General features: G+C 67.3%; 17 protein-coding genes, 1 pseudogene and 1 riboswitch. Of the genes and pseudogenes, 11 read left to right on the top strand and 7 right to left on the bottom strand.

Going from position 1 to position 18,813, the window contains the following annotated elements; translation table 11 throughout:
- Positions 1–60 precede the first annotated feature (60 nt).
- Complete coding sequence (locus LGM71_RS20670; protein WP_059528077.1) at positions 61–306, top strand: DUF1272 domain-containing protein; 246 nt, start codon at positions 61–63, stop codon at positions 304–306.
- 21 nt (positions 307–327) lie between these two features.
- On the opposite strand, the gene LGM71_RS20665 is transcribed toward LGM71_RS20670, so the two are convergent.
- Positions 328–1,011: a FadR/GntR family transcriptional regulator gene (locus tag LGM71_RS20665; RefSeq protein ID WP_059607581.1), complete on the bottom strand. Its 684-nt coding sequence runs from the start codon at positions 1,009–1,011 to the stop codon at positions 328–330.
- Between the two features lie 156 nt (positions 1,012–1,167).
- On the opposite strand from LGM71_RS20665, the gene dgoD reads away from it, so the two are divergent.
- The gene (gene dgoD, locus LGM71_RS20660; protein WP_040144789.1) at positions 1,168–2,316 is read left to right on the top strand and encodes a galactonate dehydratase; all 1,149 of its coding nucleotides are present in this window, start codon (positions 1,168–1,170) and stop codon (positions 2,314–2,316) included.
- A gap of 138 nt (positions 2,317–2,454) precedes the next feature.
- Here the strand turns inward: dgoD and LGM71_RS20655 are convergent, their stop codons facing one another.
- The gene (locus tag LGM71_RS20655) at positions 2,455–3,387 is read right to left on the bottom strand and encodes a CopD family protein (RefSeq protein WP_226116197.1); all 933 of its coding nucleotides are present in this window, start codon (positions 3,385–3,387) and stop codon (positions 2,455–2,457) included.
- Between the two features lie 376 nt (positions 3,388–3,763).
- Between LGM71_RS20655 and LGM71_RS20650 the strand changes: the two genes are divergently transcribed.
- From LGM71_RS20650 to LGM71_RS20640, 3 genes and pseudogenes are all read left to right on the top strand, one after another.
- On the top strand, positions 3,764–4,528 hold the full coding sequence (locus LGM71_RS20650; protein ID WP_059528087.1) for a c-type cytochrome: 765 nt from the start codon (positions 3,764–3,766) through the stop codon (positions 4,526–4,528).
- Between the two features lie 19 nt (positions 4,529–4,547).
- Positions 4,548–5,840: pseudogene (locus LGM71_RS20645) on the top strand (c-type cytochrome); the annotation flags it as partial.
- 73 nt (positions 5,841–5,913) lie between these two features.
- A complete protein-coding gene (locus LGM71_RS20640) occupies positions 5,914–7,356 on the top strand; it encodes a DEAD/DEAH box helicase (protein ID WP_226116195.1) in 1,443 nt (480 codons plus the stop codon).
- Here LGM71_RS20640 and LGM71_RS20635 read toward each other — a convergent pair.
- From LGM71_RS20635 to LGM71_RS20625, 3 genes are all read right to left on the bottom strand, one after another.
- Positions 7,350–7,859 carry a hypothetical protein gene (locus LGM71_RS20635; protein ID WP_175817087.1) on the bottom strand — a complete coding sequence of 170 codons (510 nt, stop codon included), beginning with the start codon at positions 7,857–7,859 and terminating at the stop codon, positions 7,350–7,352. The two genes, LGM71_RS20640 and LGM71_RS20635, sit on opposite strands and share 7 nt — an antisense overlap.
- Positions 7,860–7,930: 71 nt before the next feature.
- Positions 7,931–8,758 (bottom strand): ferritin-like domain-containing protein, encoded by an 828-nt coding sequence (locus LGM71_RS20630; RefSeq protein WP_059684382.1) that lies wholly within the window; start codon positions 8,756–8,758, stop codon positions 7,931–7,933.
- A gap of 313 nt (positions 8,759–9,071) precedes the next feature.
- Entirely contained in the window at positions 9,072–10,712 is a 1,641-nt protein-coding gene (locus LGM71_RS20625; protein WP_226116193.1) for a gamma-glutamyltransferase family protein, read from the bottom strand.
- Between the two features lie 221 nt (positions 10,713–10,933).
- On the opposite strand from LGM71_RS20625, the gene LGM71_RS20620 reads away from it, so the two are divergent.
- Both LGM71_RS20620 and LGM71_RS20615 read left to right on the top strand, forming a co-directional pair.
- Entirely contained in the window at positions 10,934–11,713 is a 780-nt protein-coding gene (locus LGM71_RS20620) for a DeoR/GlpR family DNA-binding transcription regulator (RefSeq protein WP_040141834.1), read from the top strand.
- A gap of 302 nt (positions 11,714–12,015) precedes the next feature.
- Positions 12,016–12,213, top strand: coding sequence for a hypothetical protein (locus tag LGM71_RS20615; RefSeq protein ID WP_059607743.1), 198 nt, complete (start codon positions 12,016–12,018; stop codon positions 12,211–12,213).
- Positions 12,214–12,302: 89 nt separating this feature from the next.
- On the opposite strand, the gene LGM71_RS20610 is transcribed toward LGM71_RS20615, so the two are convergent.
- Positions 12,303–12,671, bottom strand: a complete 369-nt coding sequence (locus tag LGM71_RS20610; RefSeq protein ID WP_124621357.1) for a hypothetical protein — start codon at positions 12,669–12,671, stop codon at positions 12,303–12,305.
- Between the two features lie 162 nt (positions 12,672–12,833).
- On the opposite strand from LGM71_RS20610, the gene glpD reads away from it, so the two are divergent.
- From glpD to LGM71_RS20590, 4 genes are all read left to right on the top strand, one after another.
- On the top strand, positions 12,834–14,357 hold the full coding sequence (glpD, locus tag LGM71_RS20605) for a glycerol-3-phosphate dehydrogenase (RefSeq protein ID WP_226116191.1): 1,524 nt from the start codon (positions 12,834–12,836) through the stop codon (positions 14,355–14,357).
- Between the two features lie 105 nt (positions 14,358–14,462).
- A complete protein-coding gene (gene glpK / locus LGM71_RS20600) occupies positions 14,463–15,965 on the top strand; it encodes a glycerol kinase GlpK (protein WP_059607599.1) in 1,503 nt (500 codons plus the stop codon).
- 90 nt (positions 15,966–16,055) lie between these two features.
- The gene (locus tag LGM71_RS20595; protein ID WP_059607602.1) at positions 16,056–16,772 is read left to right on the top strand and encodes an MIP/aquaporin family protein; all 717 of its coding nucleotides are present in this window, start codon (positions 16,056–16,058) and stop codon (positions 16,770–16,772) included.
- A 261-nt stretch (positions 16,773–17,033) separates the two neighbouring features.
- The gene (locus tag LGM71_RS20590) at positions 17,034–17,720 is read left to right on the top strand and encodes an HAD family hydrolase (protein WP_059607745.1); all 687 of its coding nucleotides are present in this window, start codon (positions 17,034–17,036) and stop codon (positions 17,718–17,720) included.
- 90 nt (positions 17,721–17,810) lie between these two features.
- Here LGM71_RS20590 and ribB read toward each other — a convergent pair whose 3' ends face one another.
- On the bottom strand, positions 17,811–18,521 hold the full coding sequence (gene ribB, locus LGM71_RS20585) for a 3,4-dihydroxy-2-butanone-4-phosphate synthase (RefSeq protein WP_124621335.1): 711 nt from the start codon (positions 18,519–18,521) through the stop codon (positions 17,811–17,813).
- Positions 18,522–18,639: 118 nt separating this feature from the next.
- Positions 18,640–18,788: riboswitch (FMN riboswitch) on the bottom strand.
- Positions 18,789–18,813: the final 25 nt, after the last annotated feature.

Genomic DNA, 18,813 nt, shown 5'->3' with positions numbered 1-18,813 from the left:
CGTCGCGCGCATTGTGCGACAGCGCCCGCCCCACCCACGCCGACCACGAGGAAAACCGCCATGCTCGAACTGCGCCCCGGCTGCGAATGCTGCGACAAGGACCTGCCGCCCGATTCGCCGGACGCACGCATTTGTACCTTCGAATGCACGTTCTGCGCGACCTGCGCGGACGACGTGCTGAAGGGCCGCTGCCCGAACTGCGGCGGCGATCTGGTGGTGCGGCCGCGCCGCCCGGCGAGCCTGCTCGCGAAATATCCGGCGTCGACGCAACGCGTGCTGAAACCTGGCGGCTGCGCGAACCACTGAAGGCCCGCACCGCCCTCCCCGTCAAGACATCTCGATCCGCGCGCGCGTCACCGCGAGCAGCGACGCCATCGCGCGGCGCGCGCCGTCCTCGTCGCGCACGCGAATCGCGTCGCTGACGGCCACGTGCTCCGCGAGCGACGCGTTGAACACATGCGCCCGGCGCGCGTTCAGATGCAGCTGTGCCTCGAGCGTCCGATCGATCAGCGCACCGAGCGGCACCAGCAGCTCGTTGCCGCCGGCCTCCAGCACGCTCAGGTGAAAGCGCAGGTCCGCACGCACCCATTCGTCTATGTTGCGGGCGGCGGCCATCGCGCGCACCGCGTCCTCGATCGCGTCAAAGGCGCCCGGCCCGTGCGCGCGCGCGGCCAGCGCGGCCGCATGCGGCTCGATCATCTCGCGCATCTCCTGCAGCTTCAGCGCGAACGCGAGCGGCGGCGCGACGCGCGCGTACCAGTCGAGCAGGTCGGCGTCGAGCAGGTTCCATGCGCGGCGCGGCCGCACGCGCGTGCCGACCTTCGGCCGCGATTCGACCAGCCCCTTCGACGTCAGCGTGCGCAGCGCCTCGCGCATCACCGTGCGGCTCACACCGAACATCTCCATCAGGTCCGGCTCCCGCGGCAGCAGCGACTCGGGCGGATAGTCGCCGCGCAGGATCGCCGTCGCCAGCCGGAAGGCCGTCTGTCCATGCAGGTCGCGTTGAATGATCGTTCTCCGGTGGCCGGGTGCGCGGGCGGCTGCCCACTATCTGCACAATAGTGCTATTAATACTATTTTTTATCGGGCTACGCTAGGATAACCGTCACGCATTCGACCGGCGCCGCATCTGCATGTCCGCGCCGGTCAACCCTGGAGACTCGCGACATGAAAATCACCCGCCTCGAAACCTTCGTCGTCCCGCCGCGCTGGCTGTTCCTCAAGATCGAAACCGACGAAGGGATTGTCGGCTGGGGCGAACCGGTCGTCGAGGGCCGCGCGCACACGGTCGAAGCCGCCGTGCACGAACTCGCCGACTATCTGGTCGGCAAGGATCCGCTGCTGATCGAGGATCACTGGCAGGTGATGTACCGCGCCGGCTTCTACCGCGGCGGCCCGATCACGATGAGCGCGATCGCGGGTGTCGACCAGGCGTTGTGGGACATCAAGGGCAAGCATCACGGCGTGCCCGTGCACGCGCTGCTCGGCGGCCAGGTGCGCGACCGCATCAAGGTGTATTCGTGGATCGGCGGCGACCGACCGAGCGACGTCGCGAACAACGCGCGCGCGGTGGTCGAGCGCGGCTTCAAGGCCGTGAAGATGAACGGCTCCGAGGAGTTGCAGATTGTCGACACGTACGACAAGGTCGAGCAGGTGATCGCGAACGTCGCAGCGGTGCGCGACGCGGTCGGCCCGCACGTCGGGATCGGCGTCGACTTCCACGGCCGCGTGCACAAGCCGATGGCGAAGGTGCTCGCGAAGGAGCTCGATCCGTACAAGCTGATGTTCATCGAGGAGCCGGTGCTGTCGGAAAACGCCGAGGCGCTGCGCGACATCGTCAACCAGACCAACACGCCGATCGCGCTCGGCGAGCGGCTGTACTCGCGCTGGGATTTCAAGCACATCCTCGCGGGCGGCTACGTCGACATCATCCAGCCCGATGCGTCGCACGCGGGTGGCATCACCGAGTGCCGCAAGATCGCGACGCTCGCGGAAAGCTACGACGTCGCGCTCGCGCTGCACTGCCCGCTCGGCCCGATCGCACTGGCCGCGTGCCTGCAGCTCGATGCAGTCAGCTACAACGCGTTCATCCAGGAACAGAGCCTCGGCATCCACTACAACCAGGGCAACGACCTGCTCGACTACCTGCGCAACCCCGAGGTATTCCGCTACGAAGACGGCTTCGTCGCGATCCCGCAGGGCCCGGGGCTCGGCATCGACGTCAATGAGGAGAAAGTGCGCGAGATGGCGAAGACGGGACATCGCTGGCGCAACCCGGTGTGGCGTCACGCGGACGGCAGCGTCGCCGAGTGGTGATGAGGGCGTGAGATGAGGTGCGTTGCGCGGCGCGCATGCCGCGCACGGCTTCGAGACGGCCGCCCGACAGGCGGCCGTTTGTGCATCTGACGCACGCGACGCGCGGGCATCCGGCCCGGCACCGCGCCGCCCCGGCCGTCAGCCGAGCGCCGCGAACCCCGGCACGCTGAACGACAGCACGGCGGCCGCGACGAATACGCCGACCATCGTCAGCGCCTCGAGATGCAGGATGTTGCGGAACGTGTGCGCGTCTTCGGTCGACGCGGTACGGCGCAGGCGCGGCAGCGCGGAGAAGCGGTTCAACCCGCCGAGCACGAGCGCGAGCGCGACGAGCAGCAGCTTGAGCAACAGCACGCGCCCCCACGTGCTGCCGTCGAGCGGCGCGAGCGAGCCGCCGAGCCCGCGCAGCGCGTTGAGCACGCCCGTGCCGAGCACGAACACGACCGCGATCGCCGACGTGCGCGACAGTTGCTGGCCGATCCGGATCAGCGCGCCGCGCGCGACCGACGAGCCGAGCACCGGCAGCACCGCGAGCCCGCCCGCGAGCACGAGGCCGCCCCACACCGCGGTGGCGAGCAGGTGCAGCGTCTGCACGCCGACCGCCGCGGACAGCGGGCCGGTATCGGCCGCATGGCCGAGCGACGCATTGCCGGCCGCGACCACGATCACCGCGAACCACAGCACCGCGTGCGCGACCGGGCCCTCGGGCTTCGCCAGCGCGACGATCGCGAGCACGACGGCGCCGGCGAACGCGACGCTCCATGCGAAGCCCGTGTGCGTCTGCGCGAGCATGACGGGAATCGCGGCGAACGCGCCGCCGAGCCCCGCGCCGCTCATCGACGCGGCTTCGTACACCAGCCAGCCGAGATCGGCGAGCACGAGCGCCAGCGCCGCCGCGACCAGCGAATGTTGCGCGCGCAGCCACGCGGGATGCGACGGCGCGACGACCGGCCGCGCGCCGTCCTTGCCGAGCCACGCCTTGAGCAGCGCCGAGCCGACGGCCATCGCGAACGTCGCGTCCATCAATGCCGCCAACGCGACCTGCCCGATCCACAAGCTGTCGATCCTCATCGCGCGCGCCCTCCGGGGAACGGCCGGCCTGCGGTGCGGCGGCAAATGGAACGACAGCGGGAAGACGGCAACGGCATGGTAGGGAACGTCATCGATGAATCCGGAAACGGGAGAAATGACTGGGTCTGCGGCGAAGGCGGCGCCGCGCGACCCGCGAGTGTAGGTCTTCGATGGTCAAAGCGCACGCCGGTTCACACAACCCGCGCACAAAGCGCGTCAAATTGTCGCAAGTCGCAATCAGGCAGGAACCGATGTCCTTTTGCCAAATAGCCGTCATTACCCATCGATGATAGAATGCCGCGTCGCAGCAGCCCGGCTGTCCTGCCGTCCATGCGCCGAGCCGATCGTAGCCCGGACAGGTCCCCGACGAATAAACATGGAGTCTCGTGTGTCTTCAAGACGCCTCTTCCGTCCGTTGCTTGCCGTTCTCCTGATCGGTGGCGCGGGCCTTACGAGCGCTGCCCAAGCGCAGACCAAGCCCACGGAGCAAGCGCACGCCCAGCAGGCGCCGCTCAAGGCACCCGATACCATGGCCGAGCGTGTGCGCGGCTGTACCGCATGCCATGGCGTTCACGGCCAGGGTACGGACAACGACTATTTCCCGCGGCTTGCCGGCAAGCCGGCGGAGTACCTGTACAACCAGCTCGTCAACTTCCGTGATGGCCGGCGCAAGTACCCGCCGATGAACTATCTGCTGACGTACCTGAACGACGATTACCTGAAGGAGATCGCCGAGCACTTCTCGGCCGAGCGCCCGCCGTACCCGACGCCGGCCAAGCCGACGCTGCCGGCTGCCACGCTCGCGCGCGGCAAACAGCTCGTCACGCAAGGCGATCCGTCGCGCAAGCTGCCGGCCTGCGTGGCCTGCCACGGCGCGGGCCTGACCGGCATGCAGCCGGCGATCCCGGGCCTCGTCGGCCTGCACGCCGATTACCTGAGCGCACAGCTCGGCGCATGGCGCTCGGGCAACCGCCACGCGAAGGCACCGGATTGCATGCACGAAATCGCGTCGAAGCTGTCGGACGAAGACGTGACGGCCGTGACCGCATGGCTCGCCGCGCAACCGGCGCCCGCCAACCCCGTGCCGGCCCCGGCGCGTTCGATGAAGACTCCGCTCGCCTGCGGCAGCGAACCGCAATAAGGCAAGGGAGACAGACACAATGAAACGCAAGTCCCTGTTTGCACTCTCGGCCGTCGCGATCGTCGCGGCTGCCGCCCTCGTGCCGGTCCTGTGGCCGGGCAACGACACGCTGCACGGCAACGCTGCCGTCGCGGCCACGCCGGCCGACCAGGCCGCGCTGATCAAGAAGGGCGAATACCTCGCGCGCGTCGGCGACTGTATCGCGTGCCACACCGTGCGCGGCGGCAAGTCGTTCGCGGGCGGCCTGCCGATGGCGACGCCGTTCGGCACGATGTACACGCCGAACATCACGCCGGACGACAAGGACGGTATCGGCAAGTGGACGTCGGACGACTTCTACCGCGCGATGCACACCGGCCGTTCGAAGGACGGCAGCCTGCTCTACCCGGGCTTCCCGTTCGCGAGCTACACGAAGGTCACGCGCGCCGACTCGGACGCGATCTACGCGTACCTGCGCTCGGTCCCGCCGGTCTCGGTGCCGAGCCGTCCGCATGAACTGAAGTTCCCGTTCAACAACCGCAACCTGCTGATCGGCTGGCGCACGCTGTTCTTCAAGGAAGGCGAATACAAGCCGGATCCGACCAAGTCGGTCGAATGGAACCGCGGCGCGTACCTCGTCGAAGGCCTCGGCCACTGCTCGATGTGCCACACGTCGATCAACATGATGGGCGGCCCGGTGAGCTCGGCGGCCTTCGCGGGCGGCCTGATCCCGCTGCAGAACTGGTATGCGCCGTCACTGACGAACGACAAGGAACTCGGCCTCGGCGACTGGCACGTGCAGGAGCTGTCGGACCTGCTGCAGGCCGGCGTGTCGAACAAGGGCGCGGTGTTCGGCCCGATGGCCGACGTCGTTCACAACAGCCTGCAGTACATGAGCGACGAAGATACGCGTGCGATGTCGACGTACCTGAAGTCGATCCCGCAGAAGGCTGAAGCGCCGAAGAACATGCAGTACGAGCCGTCGAAGCAATTCGGCAACGCGCTGTTCGACCAGGGCAAGAAGATCTACGCGGACAACTGCGCGACCTGCCACGCCGAAACCGGTGCGGGCAAGCCGCCGGCGTATCCGCCGCTCGCGGGCAACCATTCGATCGTGATGGAATCGGCAGTCAACCCGATCCGCATGGTGCTGAATGGCGGCTATCCGCCGAGCACGTTCAAGAATCCGCGTCCGTACGGCATGCCGCCGTTCGCGCAGTCGCTGTCGAACCAGGAAGTCGCAGCCGTTGTAACGTATATCCGGATGTCCTGGGGCAACAACGGTACGCCGATCTCGCCGCAACAGGTGAGTGACCTGCGTTCCGCGCCCCTTTGCTTTTTGCGACGCCAGTCCCCGCGCGGGCCGCGCGAGGCGTCGCCGATCATAAAACTCAAGAGTGGTATCTATGTCTTTCGAATCTCTCGGCCTGGCCGAACCGCTCGTCAGGGCAGTCAACGAGCTCGGCTACACGTCGCCGACTCCCATCCAGCAGCAGGCGATCCCGGCCGTCCTCGGCGGCGGCGACCTGCTCGCCGGCGCACAGACCGGCACAGGCAAGACCGCCGGTTTCACGCTGCCGATCCTGCAGCGCCTGCACACCTTCTACGCCGAGCATCGCGGCGCGAAGCGCGCGGTGCGTGCGCTGATCCTCACGCCGACGCGCGAACTCGCCGCCCAGGTTGAGGAAAGCGTGCGCGCGTACAGCAAGTACCTGAAGCTGCGCTCGACCGTGATGTTCGGCGGCGTCAGCATCAATCCTCAGATCGATGCGCTCAAGCGCGGCGTCGACATCGTCGTCGCGACGCCGGGCCGTCTGCTCGACCACATGCAGCAGAAGACAATCGACCTGTCGGATCTCGACATCCTCGTGCTCGACGAAGCCGACCGGATGCTCGACATGGGCTTCATCCACGACATCAAGCGCGTGCTCGCGAAGCTGCCGCCGCAGCGCCAGAACCTGCTGTTCTCGGCCACCTTCTCCGACGAGATCAAGTCGCTCGCCGACAGCCTGCTCGATTCGCCGGCACTGATCGAGGTCGCGCGCCGCAATACCACCGCCGAAAGCATCGCGCAGAAGATCCACCCGGTCGACCGCGATCGCAAGCGCGAGTTGCTCACGCACCTGATCCGCGAACACAACTGGTTCCAGGTGCTCGTGTTCACGCGCACCAAGCATGGTGCGAACCGGCTCGCGGAACAGCTGACGAAGGACGGCATCAGCGCGATGGCGATCCACGGCAACAAGAGCCAGTCGGCCCGCACGCGCGCGCTTGCGGAATTCAAGAACAGCACGCTGCAGGTGCTGGTCGCGACCGACATCGCCGCACGCGGAATCGACATCGACCAGCTGCCGCACGTCGTCAACTTCGACCTGCCGAACGTGCCGGAAGATTACGTGCACCGGATCGGCCGCACGGGCCGCGCGGGCGCGACGGGCGAAGCCGTGTCGCTCGTGTGCGTCGACGAGAAGCAGCTGCTGCGCGACATCGAGCGGCTGATCAAGCGCGAGATTCCGCAGGAGGTGATCGCAGGCTTCGAACCCGATCCGAACGTGAAGCCGGAGCCGATCCAGCAACGCCGCGGACAGCAGCAGCCGCGCGGCGGTGGTGGTGGCGGCGGCAATCGCCAGCCGCGTGCAGGCGGCTCCGGCCAGCCGGCCGCGAAGCGCGAAGGCAATGCGCAGCCGAAGGCCGCGAAGGCGGCCAAGCCGCGCACGGCCGGCAGCGCGAGCGGCAACGCCGGCGCCGGCGGTCGCCCGTCAGGCGGCAACGGCGCGCGTCCGGCGTCCGGCAATGCCGCGCACGCGAACCGCAACCGTTCGTCGCGCAGCGGCCAGCGCGGTCACTGAAGCCGCGCGGCCGCGCGCCGCAGGTGCTCGACCTGGCGCTGCCAGCGCGCGAGCACCTCGGCGCGCGCCTCCCCTTCCAGCGCGAACGTGATACCCGTCGCGAGACGCGCATAGCCAACCCGCTGCGCATCGCCATGCGCGATCGTCGCGGCGAACCCGGCCAGTCCGCCGAAGTCTCCTTCGAGCGGCTCGATCCTCAGTTGTGCCTGAAAGAATGCGCCGTCCGCGACGAGCGTCAACGCGGCCGCGCGCCGTTGCGCCAGCGCGCGCGCCGCGCGCGATTGCGGCCATAGCGCAAGCAGCAGCGTGCGTGCGTCGCGTGCATGAATCTCGCCGACGCTGAGCAGCGTCGTGCGCAACTGGCCATCGTCCGTCGCGACGATCAGCGATGCGGCGAAGTCGGCATGGCGTTCGAGCGCGGTGCCGTCGAACAGCGCAACGACGGCCGGCGGCCACGCGTCGAACGTCCACTGTTCGAGCGCGTGGCGATGGGTATCGGTCATGATGGCGGCCCCGGTGAGAAGCAGACGATGATGCCGAAGCATACGCGCGCCGCCGGACCGCGCGGCGACATTCAGCGCATGAACACGTGCCGCGTGATCTTCGTCAGCGGATAGTGGACACTCGGCTGGATCTTCGCGGGCAGGTCGAGCGGCTTGAGCAGCATCTTCACGCACATGTCGGCCGACAGGTTGCGACGCACGAGCGAGCTGATGCGCGCAGCGCGCTCGCGGTTGTATTGATTGTCGCCGACACGATCCGGGTAGCGGATCGCGAATACGTGGCGCAGCGCGATCTCGGAATCCTCGTTCTTGATTTCCATCACACGGCGCATCAGCGCGCCGAGCACCGCGAGCCGGCCGTTGCCTTCGAGCTTGTTGTACTTCTTGAAGAACTTGAAGAAGTGCTTGTAGTGACGCACTTCGTCCGTGCGGATGTTGTCGGTGATTTCCTTCAGCACCGGCTCGTCCGAGCATTCGTTGATCGCGCGATAGAGCGTGGCCGTGCCCGTCTCGACCACGCAGCGCGCGACCATCTCGAGCGCACGGGTTTTCTCGAACGCGTCGACCGAGCAGGTCTTCGAATACTCGGCGAAGAAATTCGCGAAAGCGGTATCCCAGTCGAACTCGGGCCACACGTGCGCGATGTACGCCTTCAGCGCGCGCCCGTGCTGCAGTTCCTCGTGCTCCCACGCATTGTTGAGCCACGCGGACACTTCCGGATCGTCGTTGAAGAACTCGCTCAGGTTGCTCGTGTAGAGATCCGAGCCGCTTTCGATGAACGACGACGCGCACAGCAACAGCAGCAGATCCTCATTCGCGGCGGCGCGCTGACGATCGATCCGGTTCAGGTCGATGTCCTCGATACGCCACGGCATGACATGCGTCGTTTCAGTAGGCATGGTGGTGCGCTCCCAGTCGTCGCGCGGCCGGCCGGCCCCGATCTTCGGCACAGGCCCGGCGCGCCCGCAGGCGACGTTTTGCTTGCATTTTTAGTGAGTTGGTCCGGCCGAACCATCCTGGCATCTTAGCCGGACTTTTATGTTCGTGCTTCAAAGCACTGACCATACCCGACGGGCGCAGTTCCGCCGCGCATGCTGCGGTTCGTTAGATGAGTTGTTCGAACCGGGTGCGCGCGTTCGATGAGATGCACTGCGTCAAGCAAAACGGGCGGCCATCCGGCCGCCCGTCGAGCGCAAGACCGGAAGCGTTCCGTCAGAAACCGGCCGCAAGACCGTCGCGGCGGCTGTCGCTCGCGGCCACGTAGCCGCGCTCGGGATCGTCGCGATCGAGCCGCCACACGAACTGCCCCGAGCCGAAATCCATGTAAGGATCGTCGATCGATTTGATTGTATGACCGCGCGCGGCGAGCGCATCGACCGTCTCGCGATTCATCGTCGACTCGACGTCGAGCGTGAAGTCGCGATTGACCTTCCAGCGCGGCGCGTCGCAGGCGGCCTGCGGCTGCTGCCCGTAGCCCAGCATCCGCACGACGGTCTGCAGGTGGCCCTGCGGCTGCATGTCGCCGCCCATTACGCCGAAACTCATCGCCGCCTCGGTGCGGCCATCGACTTCCTCGGTGACGAACGCCGGGATGATCGTATGAAACGGCCGCTTGCCGCCCGCGACCACGTTCGGCGACGCCGGGTCCATCGAGAAGCCGTGCCCGCGGTTCTGCAACGCAATGCCGGTACCCGGCACGACGAGCCCCGAACCGAAACCCATGTAGTTCGACTGAATGAAGCTCACCATCATCCCGCGCTCGTCCGCCGCGGACAGATAGATCGTGCCGCCCGAATGCGGCCGGCCGGCAGCGAAGTGCGTCGCGCGCGCGCGATCGATCAGCTTCGCGCGTTCCGCGAGATACGCGTCGTCGAGCATCTGCGCGGGTGTCACGTCCATCGCGCGCGGATCGGCGACGTAGCGATAGACGTCCGCGAACGCGAGCTTCATCGCCTCGATCTGCAGGTGCTGCGAGTCGGCCGAATCGACCGGCCATTCGGCCACGCCCGCATGTTCGGCGATCCCGAGCGCGATCAGCGCCGCGATGCCCTGCCCGTTCGGCGGAATCTCGTGAATCGTGTGGCGGCCGAAGCACTTGCCGATCGGCTCGACCCATTCCGGCCGGTACGCACGCAGGTCGGCTTCGGTCAGCGCGCCGCCGCCTTCGCGCGCGAATGCCGCGATCTGCCCGGCGAGCGCGCCCTCGTAGAACGCGCGCGGACCGTCCTTCGCGAGGGTGCGCAGCGTCCGCGCGTGGCCCGGCAGGCACATGCGCTCGCCGACGAGCGGCGCGCGCCCGCGCGGCATGAAGGTATCGGCGAAGCCCGGCAGCACCTGCAGCTCGGGCACCGCGGCCGCCCACTTATGCGCGACGATCGGCGACACCGAATAGCCGCGCTCGGCGATCTCGATCGCCGGCTCGAGCAGGTCCGCGAACGGCAGCGAACCGAACTTCGCGTGCAGCGCTTCCCAGCCCGCGATCACGCCCGGCACCGTGACGGTGTCCCAGCCGCGCGTCGGCTTGTTTGCGATGCCGCGTGCGTCCTCGCCGTGGCGCTGGCGGAAGTATTCGGGGTTCCACGCGGCCGGCGCGACGCCCGACGCATTCAACCCCGAGAGCCGCTCGCCGTCCCACACGAGCGCGAACGCATCGCCTCCGAGCCCGCACGACACGGGCTCGACCACCGTGATCGCGGCCGCCGCGGCCAGCGCCGCATCCACGGCATTGCCGCCCTTCCACAGCATCCGCAGACCGGCCTGCGCCGCGAGCGGGTGCGACGTCGACACGACGTTGCGCGCGAACACCGGAATGCGGGTCGTCGGATACGGGTTGTGCCAGTTGAAGCCAGTCATCGGTTGCACCTCGTCGAAAGCTGAATGAACGCGCCGGACGCACGACCGGTGCGCGCGGACAGTCCGCCATTGCAGCGCGATCCGCGCGATCGCACAAATTCATTTGTCACATGAATACATGTGCTTTACGCATGAATTCCGCACAGTGATATGCCGGAGGCCGGTCGAACGCGCTTCCCGCCCTTACAATACCCGCTCCGCCTCACGATGACCGCCGAGCCATGACCCGAGATCCCCGCCTCACCCTCAACGCGCGCCAGCAGGAACTGCTCGAATGGGTGCAGCGTGACGGCTTCGTGACCGTCGACGATCTCGCCGCGCACTTCGCGGTCACGCCGCAGACGATCCGCCGCGACGTGAACTGGCTCGCCGACCTGAACCTGCTGCGCCGCTACCACGGCGGCGCGAGCCTGCCGACCAGCTCGGAGAACGTGTCGTACACCGCGCGTCAGCGGATGTTCCACGACGAGAAGCGGCGCATCGCGGCGCTCGCCGCGTCGCACATACCCGACCAGGCATCGCTGTTCATCAACCTCGGCACCACGACCGAGGAAGTTGCGCGCGCGCTGAACCGCCACCATGGGCTGCACGTGATCACGAACAACCTGAACGTTGCGTCGATGATGAGCGGCTACCCCGACTGCGAGGTGCTGATCACGGGCGGTATCGTGCGGCCGTGGGACAAGGGGATCGTCGGCGAACTCGCGATCGACTTCATCCGCCAGTTCAAGGTCGACTACGCGATCATCGGCACGTCGGCGATCGAGGCCGACGGCACGCTGCGCGACTTCGACACGCGCGAGGTGCGCGTGGCCGAGGCGATCATGCAGCATGCGCGCACGGTCTACCTCGTGGCCGACCATTCGAAGGTCGGACGCCCCGCGCTGGTGCGCCAGGGCCATCTGAGCCAGGTGCACGCGCTCTTCACCGACAAGCCGCTGCCCCCCGAGATGGCCGATACGGTGGCGGCCGCCGGCACCCAGGTGTACGTCGCGGAATGACCGCACCGATGCTGCACCGCACCCGAAACTTCAAGTGAAATCAAGAAGTTGGCGTCGCAAGCAAACCGCTTGCGCGCGGCCCGGCTGTCAAAGGGAAAATTAACGGGGCACGATTTGTCGTTGCCCGCGCGCTCGACTAGACTCCAGTTCCCCGGCCCGTTCGACCGTTCCGCCTGTGCCAGGGCGCGGACGAATGGCATGGCCGGCGAATACAGCTTTCCCCCCAAGCCATATCCCGATGGGTATCGCGCGTCGGTTTTTACGCCGGCCGCGCGGGCTGACTGGTCGCCATGGAGAGAACGATGCTGAGTCCGCATGAATTCGCCACGCTATTGCTTGTGAAAGACGCCCCCGATCAAACCAACATGGATCGGGACGAGATCGACGCACTGCTCGAACAGCAGCTCGTTCGCCTGGAAGCACTCGGATCGGGGCGCAAATACTGCGTGACCGAAACCGGCGACGCCGCGCTGCGATCCATCAAATACCGCTATTCGTAAAACCACACCGTTCCTGACCTGACCGCGCGGCCCGGATTCCGGGCCGCGCGGCCGTTCCCGCACCCGCCGCCAGCCCGTCGCGGCCTGCTTCAGCCGCCGCGCAACGTCGGATCGACCGCCGCCCGCCAGCTGATGGCCTGCGCACGCGCGCCGTTGAAATACGCGATCCAGCCGGCACGCGCCGCCGCATCAGGCGCCGCATAGCGCGTCGAAAGTTCGTTTACGAACGCACAATAGTTCGCTTCGGTCAGCCCACGATACCGTTTCGCCACATACGCGTCGTACAGTGTCGCGTAGACCGGCTGCGCGTCCGCGCCCCAGTCGCGCGCCGTGCCGCCGCACGACGTCTGCAGGTCGACGAACGACGGCGTGCGCCAGTTGCCGACGAGCGGCGGCATGCCGGCACTGCACCCCGCCAGAAGGACGGCGCACACGCCGGCCCACATCCCAATACGCATGATTCACCTCGCGAAACGGTCGATTCCGCCAGTATCGTCCGGGATCGTGTCGCGCGCTACTGGCCCCGCTTTTTCGAACTTTACTTTTTCGATTTCGTTCGTTAAATTTCGAATTCGAACATTTTCTGTTCACCCATTTCCCTCAGACGATAAGGACAGCAGGTGACCCAACCGAATCGCTACGATCTGCTCGTCGTCGGCGGCGGCATCAATGGCGCTGGCATCGCGCGCGATGCGGCCGGCCGCGGCCTGTCGGTCATGCTCTGCGAGCAGGACGATCTCGCGTCGCACACGTCGTCGTCCAGCACGAAGCTGATTCACGGCGGCCTGCGCTACCTCGAGTACAACGAGTTCGGGCTCGTGCGCAAGGCGCTGCAGGAGCGCGAGACGCTGCTGCGCGCGGCGCCGCACATCATGTGGCCGCTGCGCTTCGTGATGCCGCACATGCCGAACCTGCGTCCGGCCTGGCTGATCCGCATCGGCCTGTTCCTTTACGATCACCTCGCGAAACGCGAACTGCTGCCCGGCTCGCGCGGCATCGACATGCGCCGCCATCCGGCCGGCGCACCGCTGATCGATTCGATCAAGCGCGGCTTCGTCTATTCGGACGGCTGGGTCGACGATGCGCGCCTCGTCGTGCTGAACGCGATGGATGCGAAGGAGCGCGGCGCCGAGATCCTGACGCGCACGAAGCTGGTGTCCGCCGAACGCCGCGGCGACGAATGGGAAGCGCGGCTGCAGCACGCCGACGGGTCGATCCGCGTCGTGCATGCGCGCGCGATCGCGAACGCGGCCGGCCCGTGGGTCGGCGAAGTGCTGCACGGCGCGCTCGGCCGCGGCGCGCACCACAGCGTGCGGCTCGTGAAGGGCAGCCACATCATCACGCGCCGCCTGTTCGATCACGACCACGCGTACATCTTCCAGAACCCGGACAAGCGGATCATCTTCGCGATTCCGTACGAGCACGACTTCACGCTGATCGGCACGACCGACGTCGAATACACGAACGATCCCGCGAAGGTCGCGATCGATCGCGACGAGACGCAGTACCTGTGCGACTCGATCAACCGCTACTTCAAGCGCAAGATCTCGCCGGCCGACGTGCACTGGACCTACTCGGGCGTGCGTCCGCTGCTGGAAGACGAGAACGCCGCGAACGCATCGGCCGTCACGCGCGACTACCGTCTCGAGCTGGACGACGGCGCGGGCGCCCCGCTGCTGTCGGTGTTCGGCGGCAAGATCACGACGTTCCGCAAGCTCGCGGAAGAAGCCGGCGACATGCTGTGCCGCGCGCTCGGCCGCGACGCGAAGACCTGGACGGCCGGCGTCGCGCTGCCGGGCGGCGACATCGCCGATGCGAAGTTCGACGCGTTCGCCGCGCAGTTCGCGAAGCGCCATCCGTGGCTGCCCGCCGCACTCGCACGCCGCTACGCGCGCGCGTACGGCACGCGCGCGGAACGCGTGGTCGAGGGCGCGACGTCGCTCGCCGACCTCGGCGCCGAGATCGCGCCGGGCATCCACGATGCCGAACTGCGCTACCTGCGCGACGCCGAATGGGCGACCTGCGCGCAGGACGTGCTGTGGCGCCGCTCCAAGCTCGGCCTGCACGTCGCGCCGGGCACGCTCGACGCAGTGACGGCCGCGGTCGACGCGTGGTTCGCCGCCGTACATGCGCCGCACGCATGATTCGTTTGCAGTTGCATTTGCCTGACCGATGTTGATTCACCGACGCGCCGCGTAACATGCGGCGCGCATCACAACTACGCCAATCCACGGATGGAGATGAGAGACATGCAGGATCAGTACATCCTCGCGCTTGACCAGGGCACGACGAGCTCCCGCGCGATGCTGTTCGATCGCCAGGGCAACATCGTATCGATCGCCCAGAAGGAATTCGAACAGATCTACCCGCAACCCGGCTGGGTCGAGCACGACCCGCAGGAAATCTGGTCGACGCAAGCGGGCGTCGCCGCCGAAGCGGTCACGCGCACGGGCCTGAACGGCACGTCGATCGCCGCGATCGGGATCACCAACCAGCGCGAGACGACGATCGTCTGGGATCGCGAGACGGGCCAGCCCGTCTACAACGCGATCGTGTGGCAGGACCGCCGCACCGCCGACTTCTGCGATGCGCTGAAGAAGCAGGGCCTCGAAGCCAAGGTACGCGCGAAGACCGGCCTGCCCATCGACTCGTACTTCTCCGCGACCAAGATCCGCTGGATCCTCGACAACGTGCCGGGTGCGCGCGACAAGGCGCGCCAGGGCAAGCTCGCGTTCGGCACCGTCGACAGCTGGCTCGTGTGGAACTTCACGAAGCACGAACTGCACGTGACCGACGTGACCAACGCATCGCGCACGATGCTGTTCAACATCCACACGCGCGAGTGGGACAGCGAGCTGCTGGAACTGCTCGACATCCCGCGCAGCATGCTGCCGGAAGTGAAGGCGTCGTCGGAAATCTACGGCCATACGAAAACCACGGTGTTCGCGTCGAAGATCCCGCTCGCGGGCATCGCCGGCGACCAGCACGCGGCGCTGTTCGGCCAGATGTGCACGACGTCGGGCATGGTGAAGAACACCTACGGCACCGGCTGCTTCCTGATGATGAACACCGGCGACAAGCCGATCGAGTCGAAGAACAACCTCGTCACGACGATCGCCTGGCAGATCGGCGACGACGTGCAGTACGCGCTCGAAGGCAGCATCTTCATCGCGGGCGCGGTCGTGCAGTGGCTGCGCGACGGCGTCGGCATCATCAAGTCGGCCGCCGAGATCGAAGCGCTCGCCGCGAGCGTGCCGCATACCGACGGCGTCTATCTCGTGCCGGCGTTCGCGGGCCTCGGCGCGCCGCACTGGAACGCACGGGCGCGCGGTTCGGTGTTCGGCGTCACGCGCGGCACGACGTCCGCTCACCTCGCGCGCGCGGCGCTCGACGCGATCGCTTACCAGTCGCTCGACGTGCTGGCCGCGATGGAAGCCGACTCCGGCATCAGCATCGGCGAACTGCGCGTCGACGGCGGCGCGAGCGCGAACAATCTGCTGATGCAGTTCCAGGCCGACCTGCTCGGCGTCGACGCGGTGCGACCGCAGATCACCGAGACGACCGCGCTCGGCGCGGCCTACCTCGCGGGCCTCGCGATCGGCTACTGGAAGAACCTCGACGAAGTTCGCAGCCAGTGGCAGCTCGATCGCCGCTTCTCCCCGTCGATGCCGAAGGATCAGGTCGAGCGCTGCATGGCCGGCTGGCAACGCGCGGTGCGCGCCGCCAAGGCGTGGGCCGACGACACGCAGTAACCCGCGGCAACCAGAAGCAATCCGAACGAATTAGAACAACACCGGCGGACCGCGCGACGCGCGAGTCCGCCGTCATTTACGAGAGACAACATGTCACCTTATATTGCGGAATTCATCGGCACGGCGATCCTCGTGCTGCTCGGCAACGGCGCGGTCGCAAACGTGCTGCTTGCGAAGACCAAGGGCAAAGGCGCGGACCTCATCGTGATCGTCATGGGCTGGGCGATGGCGGTGTTCGTCGCCGTCTACGTGACCGCGTCGTTCAGCGGCGCGCACCTGAACCCGATCGTCACGATCAGCCTCGCGCTCGCGGGCAAGTTCGCATGGTCGAAGGTCGGCGGCTACATCCTCGCGCAGATGCTCGGCGGGATGGCCGGCGCGCTGCTCGTGTGGCTTGCGTATCGCCAGCACTTCGCGAAGGAGGTCGATGCGGACCTGAAGCTCGCGGTGTTCTGCACGGCGCCCGCCATCCGCAGCACCACGCACAATGTGCTGACCGAAGCCATCTGCACGTTCGTGCTGATCCTCGGCGTGCTGTACCTCGCGTCGCCGCAGGTCGGTCTCGGCGCGCTCGACGCACTGCCCGTCGGCCTGCTCGTGCTCGGCATCGGCATCTCGCTCGGCGGCCCGACCGGCTATGCGATGAGCCCGGCGCGCGACCTGTCGCCGCGCATCATGCACGCGCTGCTGCCGATTCCCGGCAAGCGCGACAGCGACTGGCGCTATGCGTGGGTGCCGGTGATCGGCCCGCTGCTCGGCGGCGCCGCGGCGGCCGGCCTGTATCTGCACCTGCACGCGATGGCCTGATCGCGGGTTCGATCGAGCTCGATCCCGAGCACGCGGCAGCAACTGCCGCGTGCTTCCGCCTCCCCCTTCCGCCCTGCTTTCGTCACACGATCGACAACGCGCCCGCCTCGCTCTCGCCGGGCAACGCCGCGGTGACGCCTCGGCCTGACGGAGTGCATAGTCGGGACGGGACGCAGGCGCCGAACGGCTCGCGGTGCAACTTCGAAAGCACGTATCATGGCGGGATGCTCGGCGTCGCCGACACCCCGCTTCTTCACCATCATGCTCGATCACCTTATCTGCGACTGCGACGGCGTCCTCGTCGACAGCGAAGTCATCGCCGACCGCGTGCTGTTCGAAACGCTGTCCGCCACCTTCCCTCACCTCGATTTCGAAGACGCCGCGAAGTCCGCCTTCGGCCAGCAGACATCGCGCTTTCTCGCCGGGCTCGAAGCGCGTTTCGGCATCCGGATGCCCGACGACTTCATCGAGACCGTCGAGCGCAACATCGAGACCGGTCTCGCACAATCGCTCGCGCCGATCAGCGGCGTGCGCGACGCGCTGCTGAAGGTCAGCCTGCCGGCCGCGGTGGTATCGAACAGCCGGCTCGTGCGCGTGCGCAGCTCGCTGAAGCGCGCATCGCTCACCGAAATCTTCGGCGATCGCGTGTTCAGCTCCGAGCAGGTCGCACGGCCGAAACCCTATCCCGACGTCTACCTGCACGCGGCGCAGACGCTCGGCGTCGCGCCGACGCGCTGCATCGTCGTCGAGGACAGCGTGTCGGGCCTGAACGCCGCGCGTGCGGCGGGGATGAAGACGATCGCGTTCGTCGGCGCGAGCCACATCCCCGACAACTACGCGGATGCGCTGCGCGCGATGGGCATCACGCGGATCATGCGCAGGATGAATGAACTGCCGGCGCTCGTCGAAGCCGGCCTGCGCGGCGAATTCGGCGACGTGCAGTCCTGACGGACGGTCGCGCCGGAGCCACATGACCGGCGTGCGGCTCGATGCGCACGCCGTCCCGCGGGCGCATCGGCGCGCCCGCTACACCGATCGTCAGGCCGGCTCGCAGCAGCGCTCGCGCGCGGCCGCCAGCGCCTCGCGGAATTCGACGAGTTCCGCGATCGTCAGCATCGGCAACCCGTGCTGCTGCGCGAAACGCTCGACGTCGTCGCCGCGCGTCATCGTGCCGTCCGGATTCATCAGCTCGCACAGCACGCCCGCCGGCTTCAGGCCAGCGAGGATCGACAGGTCGACGGTCCCTTCGGTGTGACCGCGGCGCGCCAGAACGCCGCCCGGTTGCGCACGCAGCGGAAACACGTGGCCGGGGCGCACGATGTCGTACGGCTTCGCATCGTCGGCGATCGCCGCGCGGATCGTCGTCACGCGATCGGCCGCAGACACACCGGTATGCACGCCTTCGCGCGCCTCGATCGACACGGTGAACGCGGTGCCGTTGCGGCTCTCGTTCGTCTGCACCATCGGCGGCAACTCTAGCGCGCGGACCTTGTCGTCGGTCAGGCAAAGGCACACGATGCCGCTGCACTCGCGGATCAGGAGCGCCATCGTCTCGGGCGTGATGCGCTCGGCGGCGACGATCAGGTCGGCCTCGTTTTCACGGTCGTGATCGTCCTGCAACACGACCGCGCGGCCCGCGCGCAACGCGTCGAGCGCGGCGGCGATGCGCGGCGGCACCGGTTCGGAATCGAGCAACGGGAGATCGGCAAAGGCGTCGGCGGGTGCCGACGAAACGGACATGAAGGACATGTGAAACGCTCCTCGCAATTACGATTTGGGCGAAAAACGTTTCAGGGCATTGCAAACAGACAGAACGACAACCCGCTTCACACGCATGGCAAAGCGGCCCTGACGGACATGACTATCTGCACATCTTCTCTCATCCGGACTGTGACCGTCGGCTCTGGCATTCGACCAGATCTGCTGACCCCGCGCGGATGCGCGAGCGCTCGCGGGCTCGCCGGCTAACGCCAGCCTACCGCCGGTGGGGAATTTCGCCCCGCCCTGAAGACGCACTGATTACCGGCCGGGGTCTACCCCG

Source organism: Burkholderia sp. AU33545 (assembly GCF_020419685.1).
GTDB classification, from domain to species: Bacteria; Pseudomonadota; Gammaproteobacteria; order Burkholderiales; family Burkholderiaceae; genus Burkholderia; species Burkholderia diffusa.
Note: the sequence above shows the minus strand (reverse complement) of the source record. Positions and strands in the feature narration are given on the sequence as shown.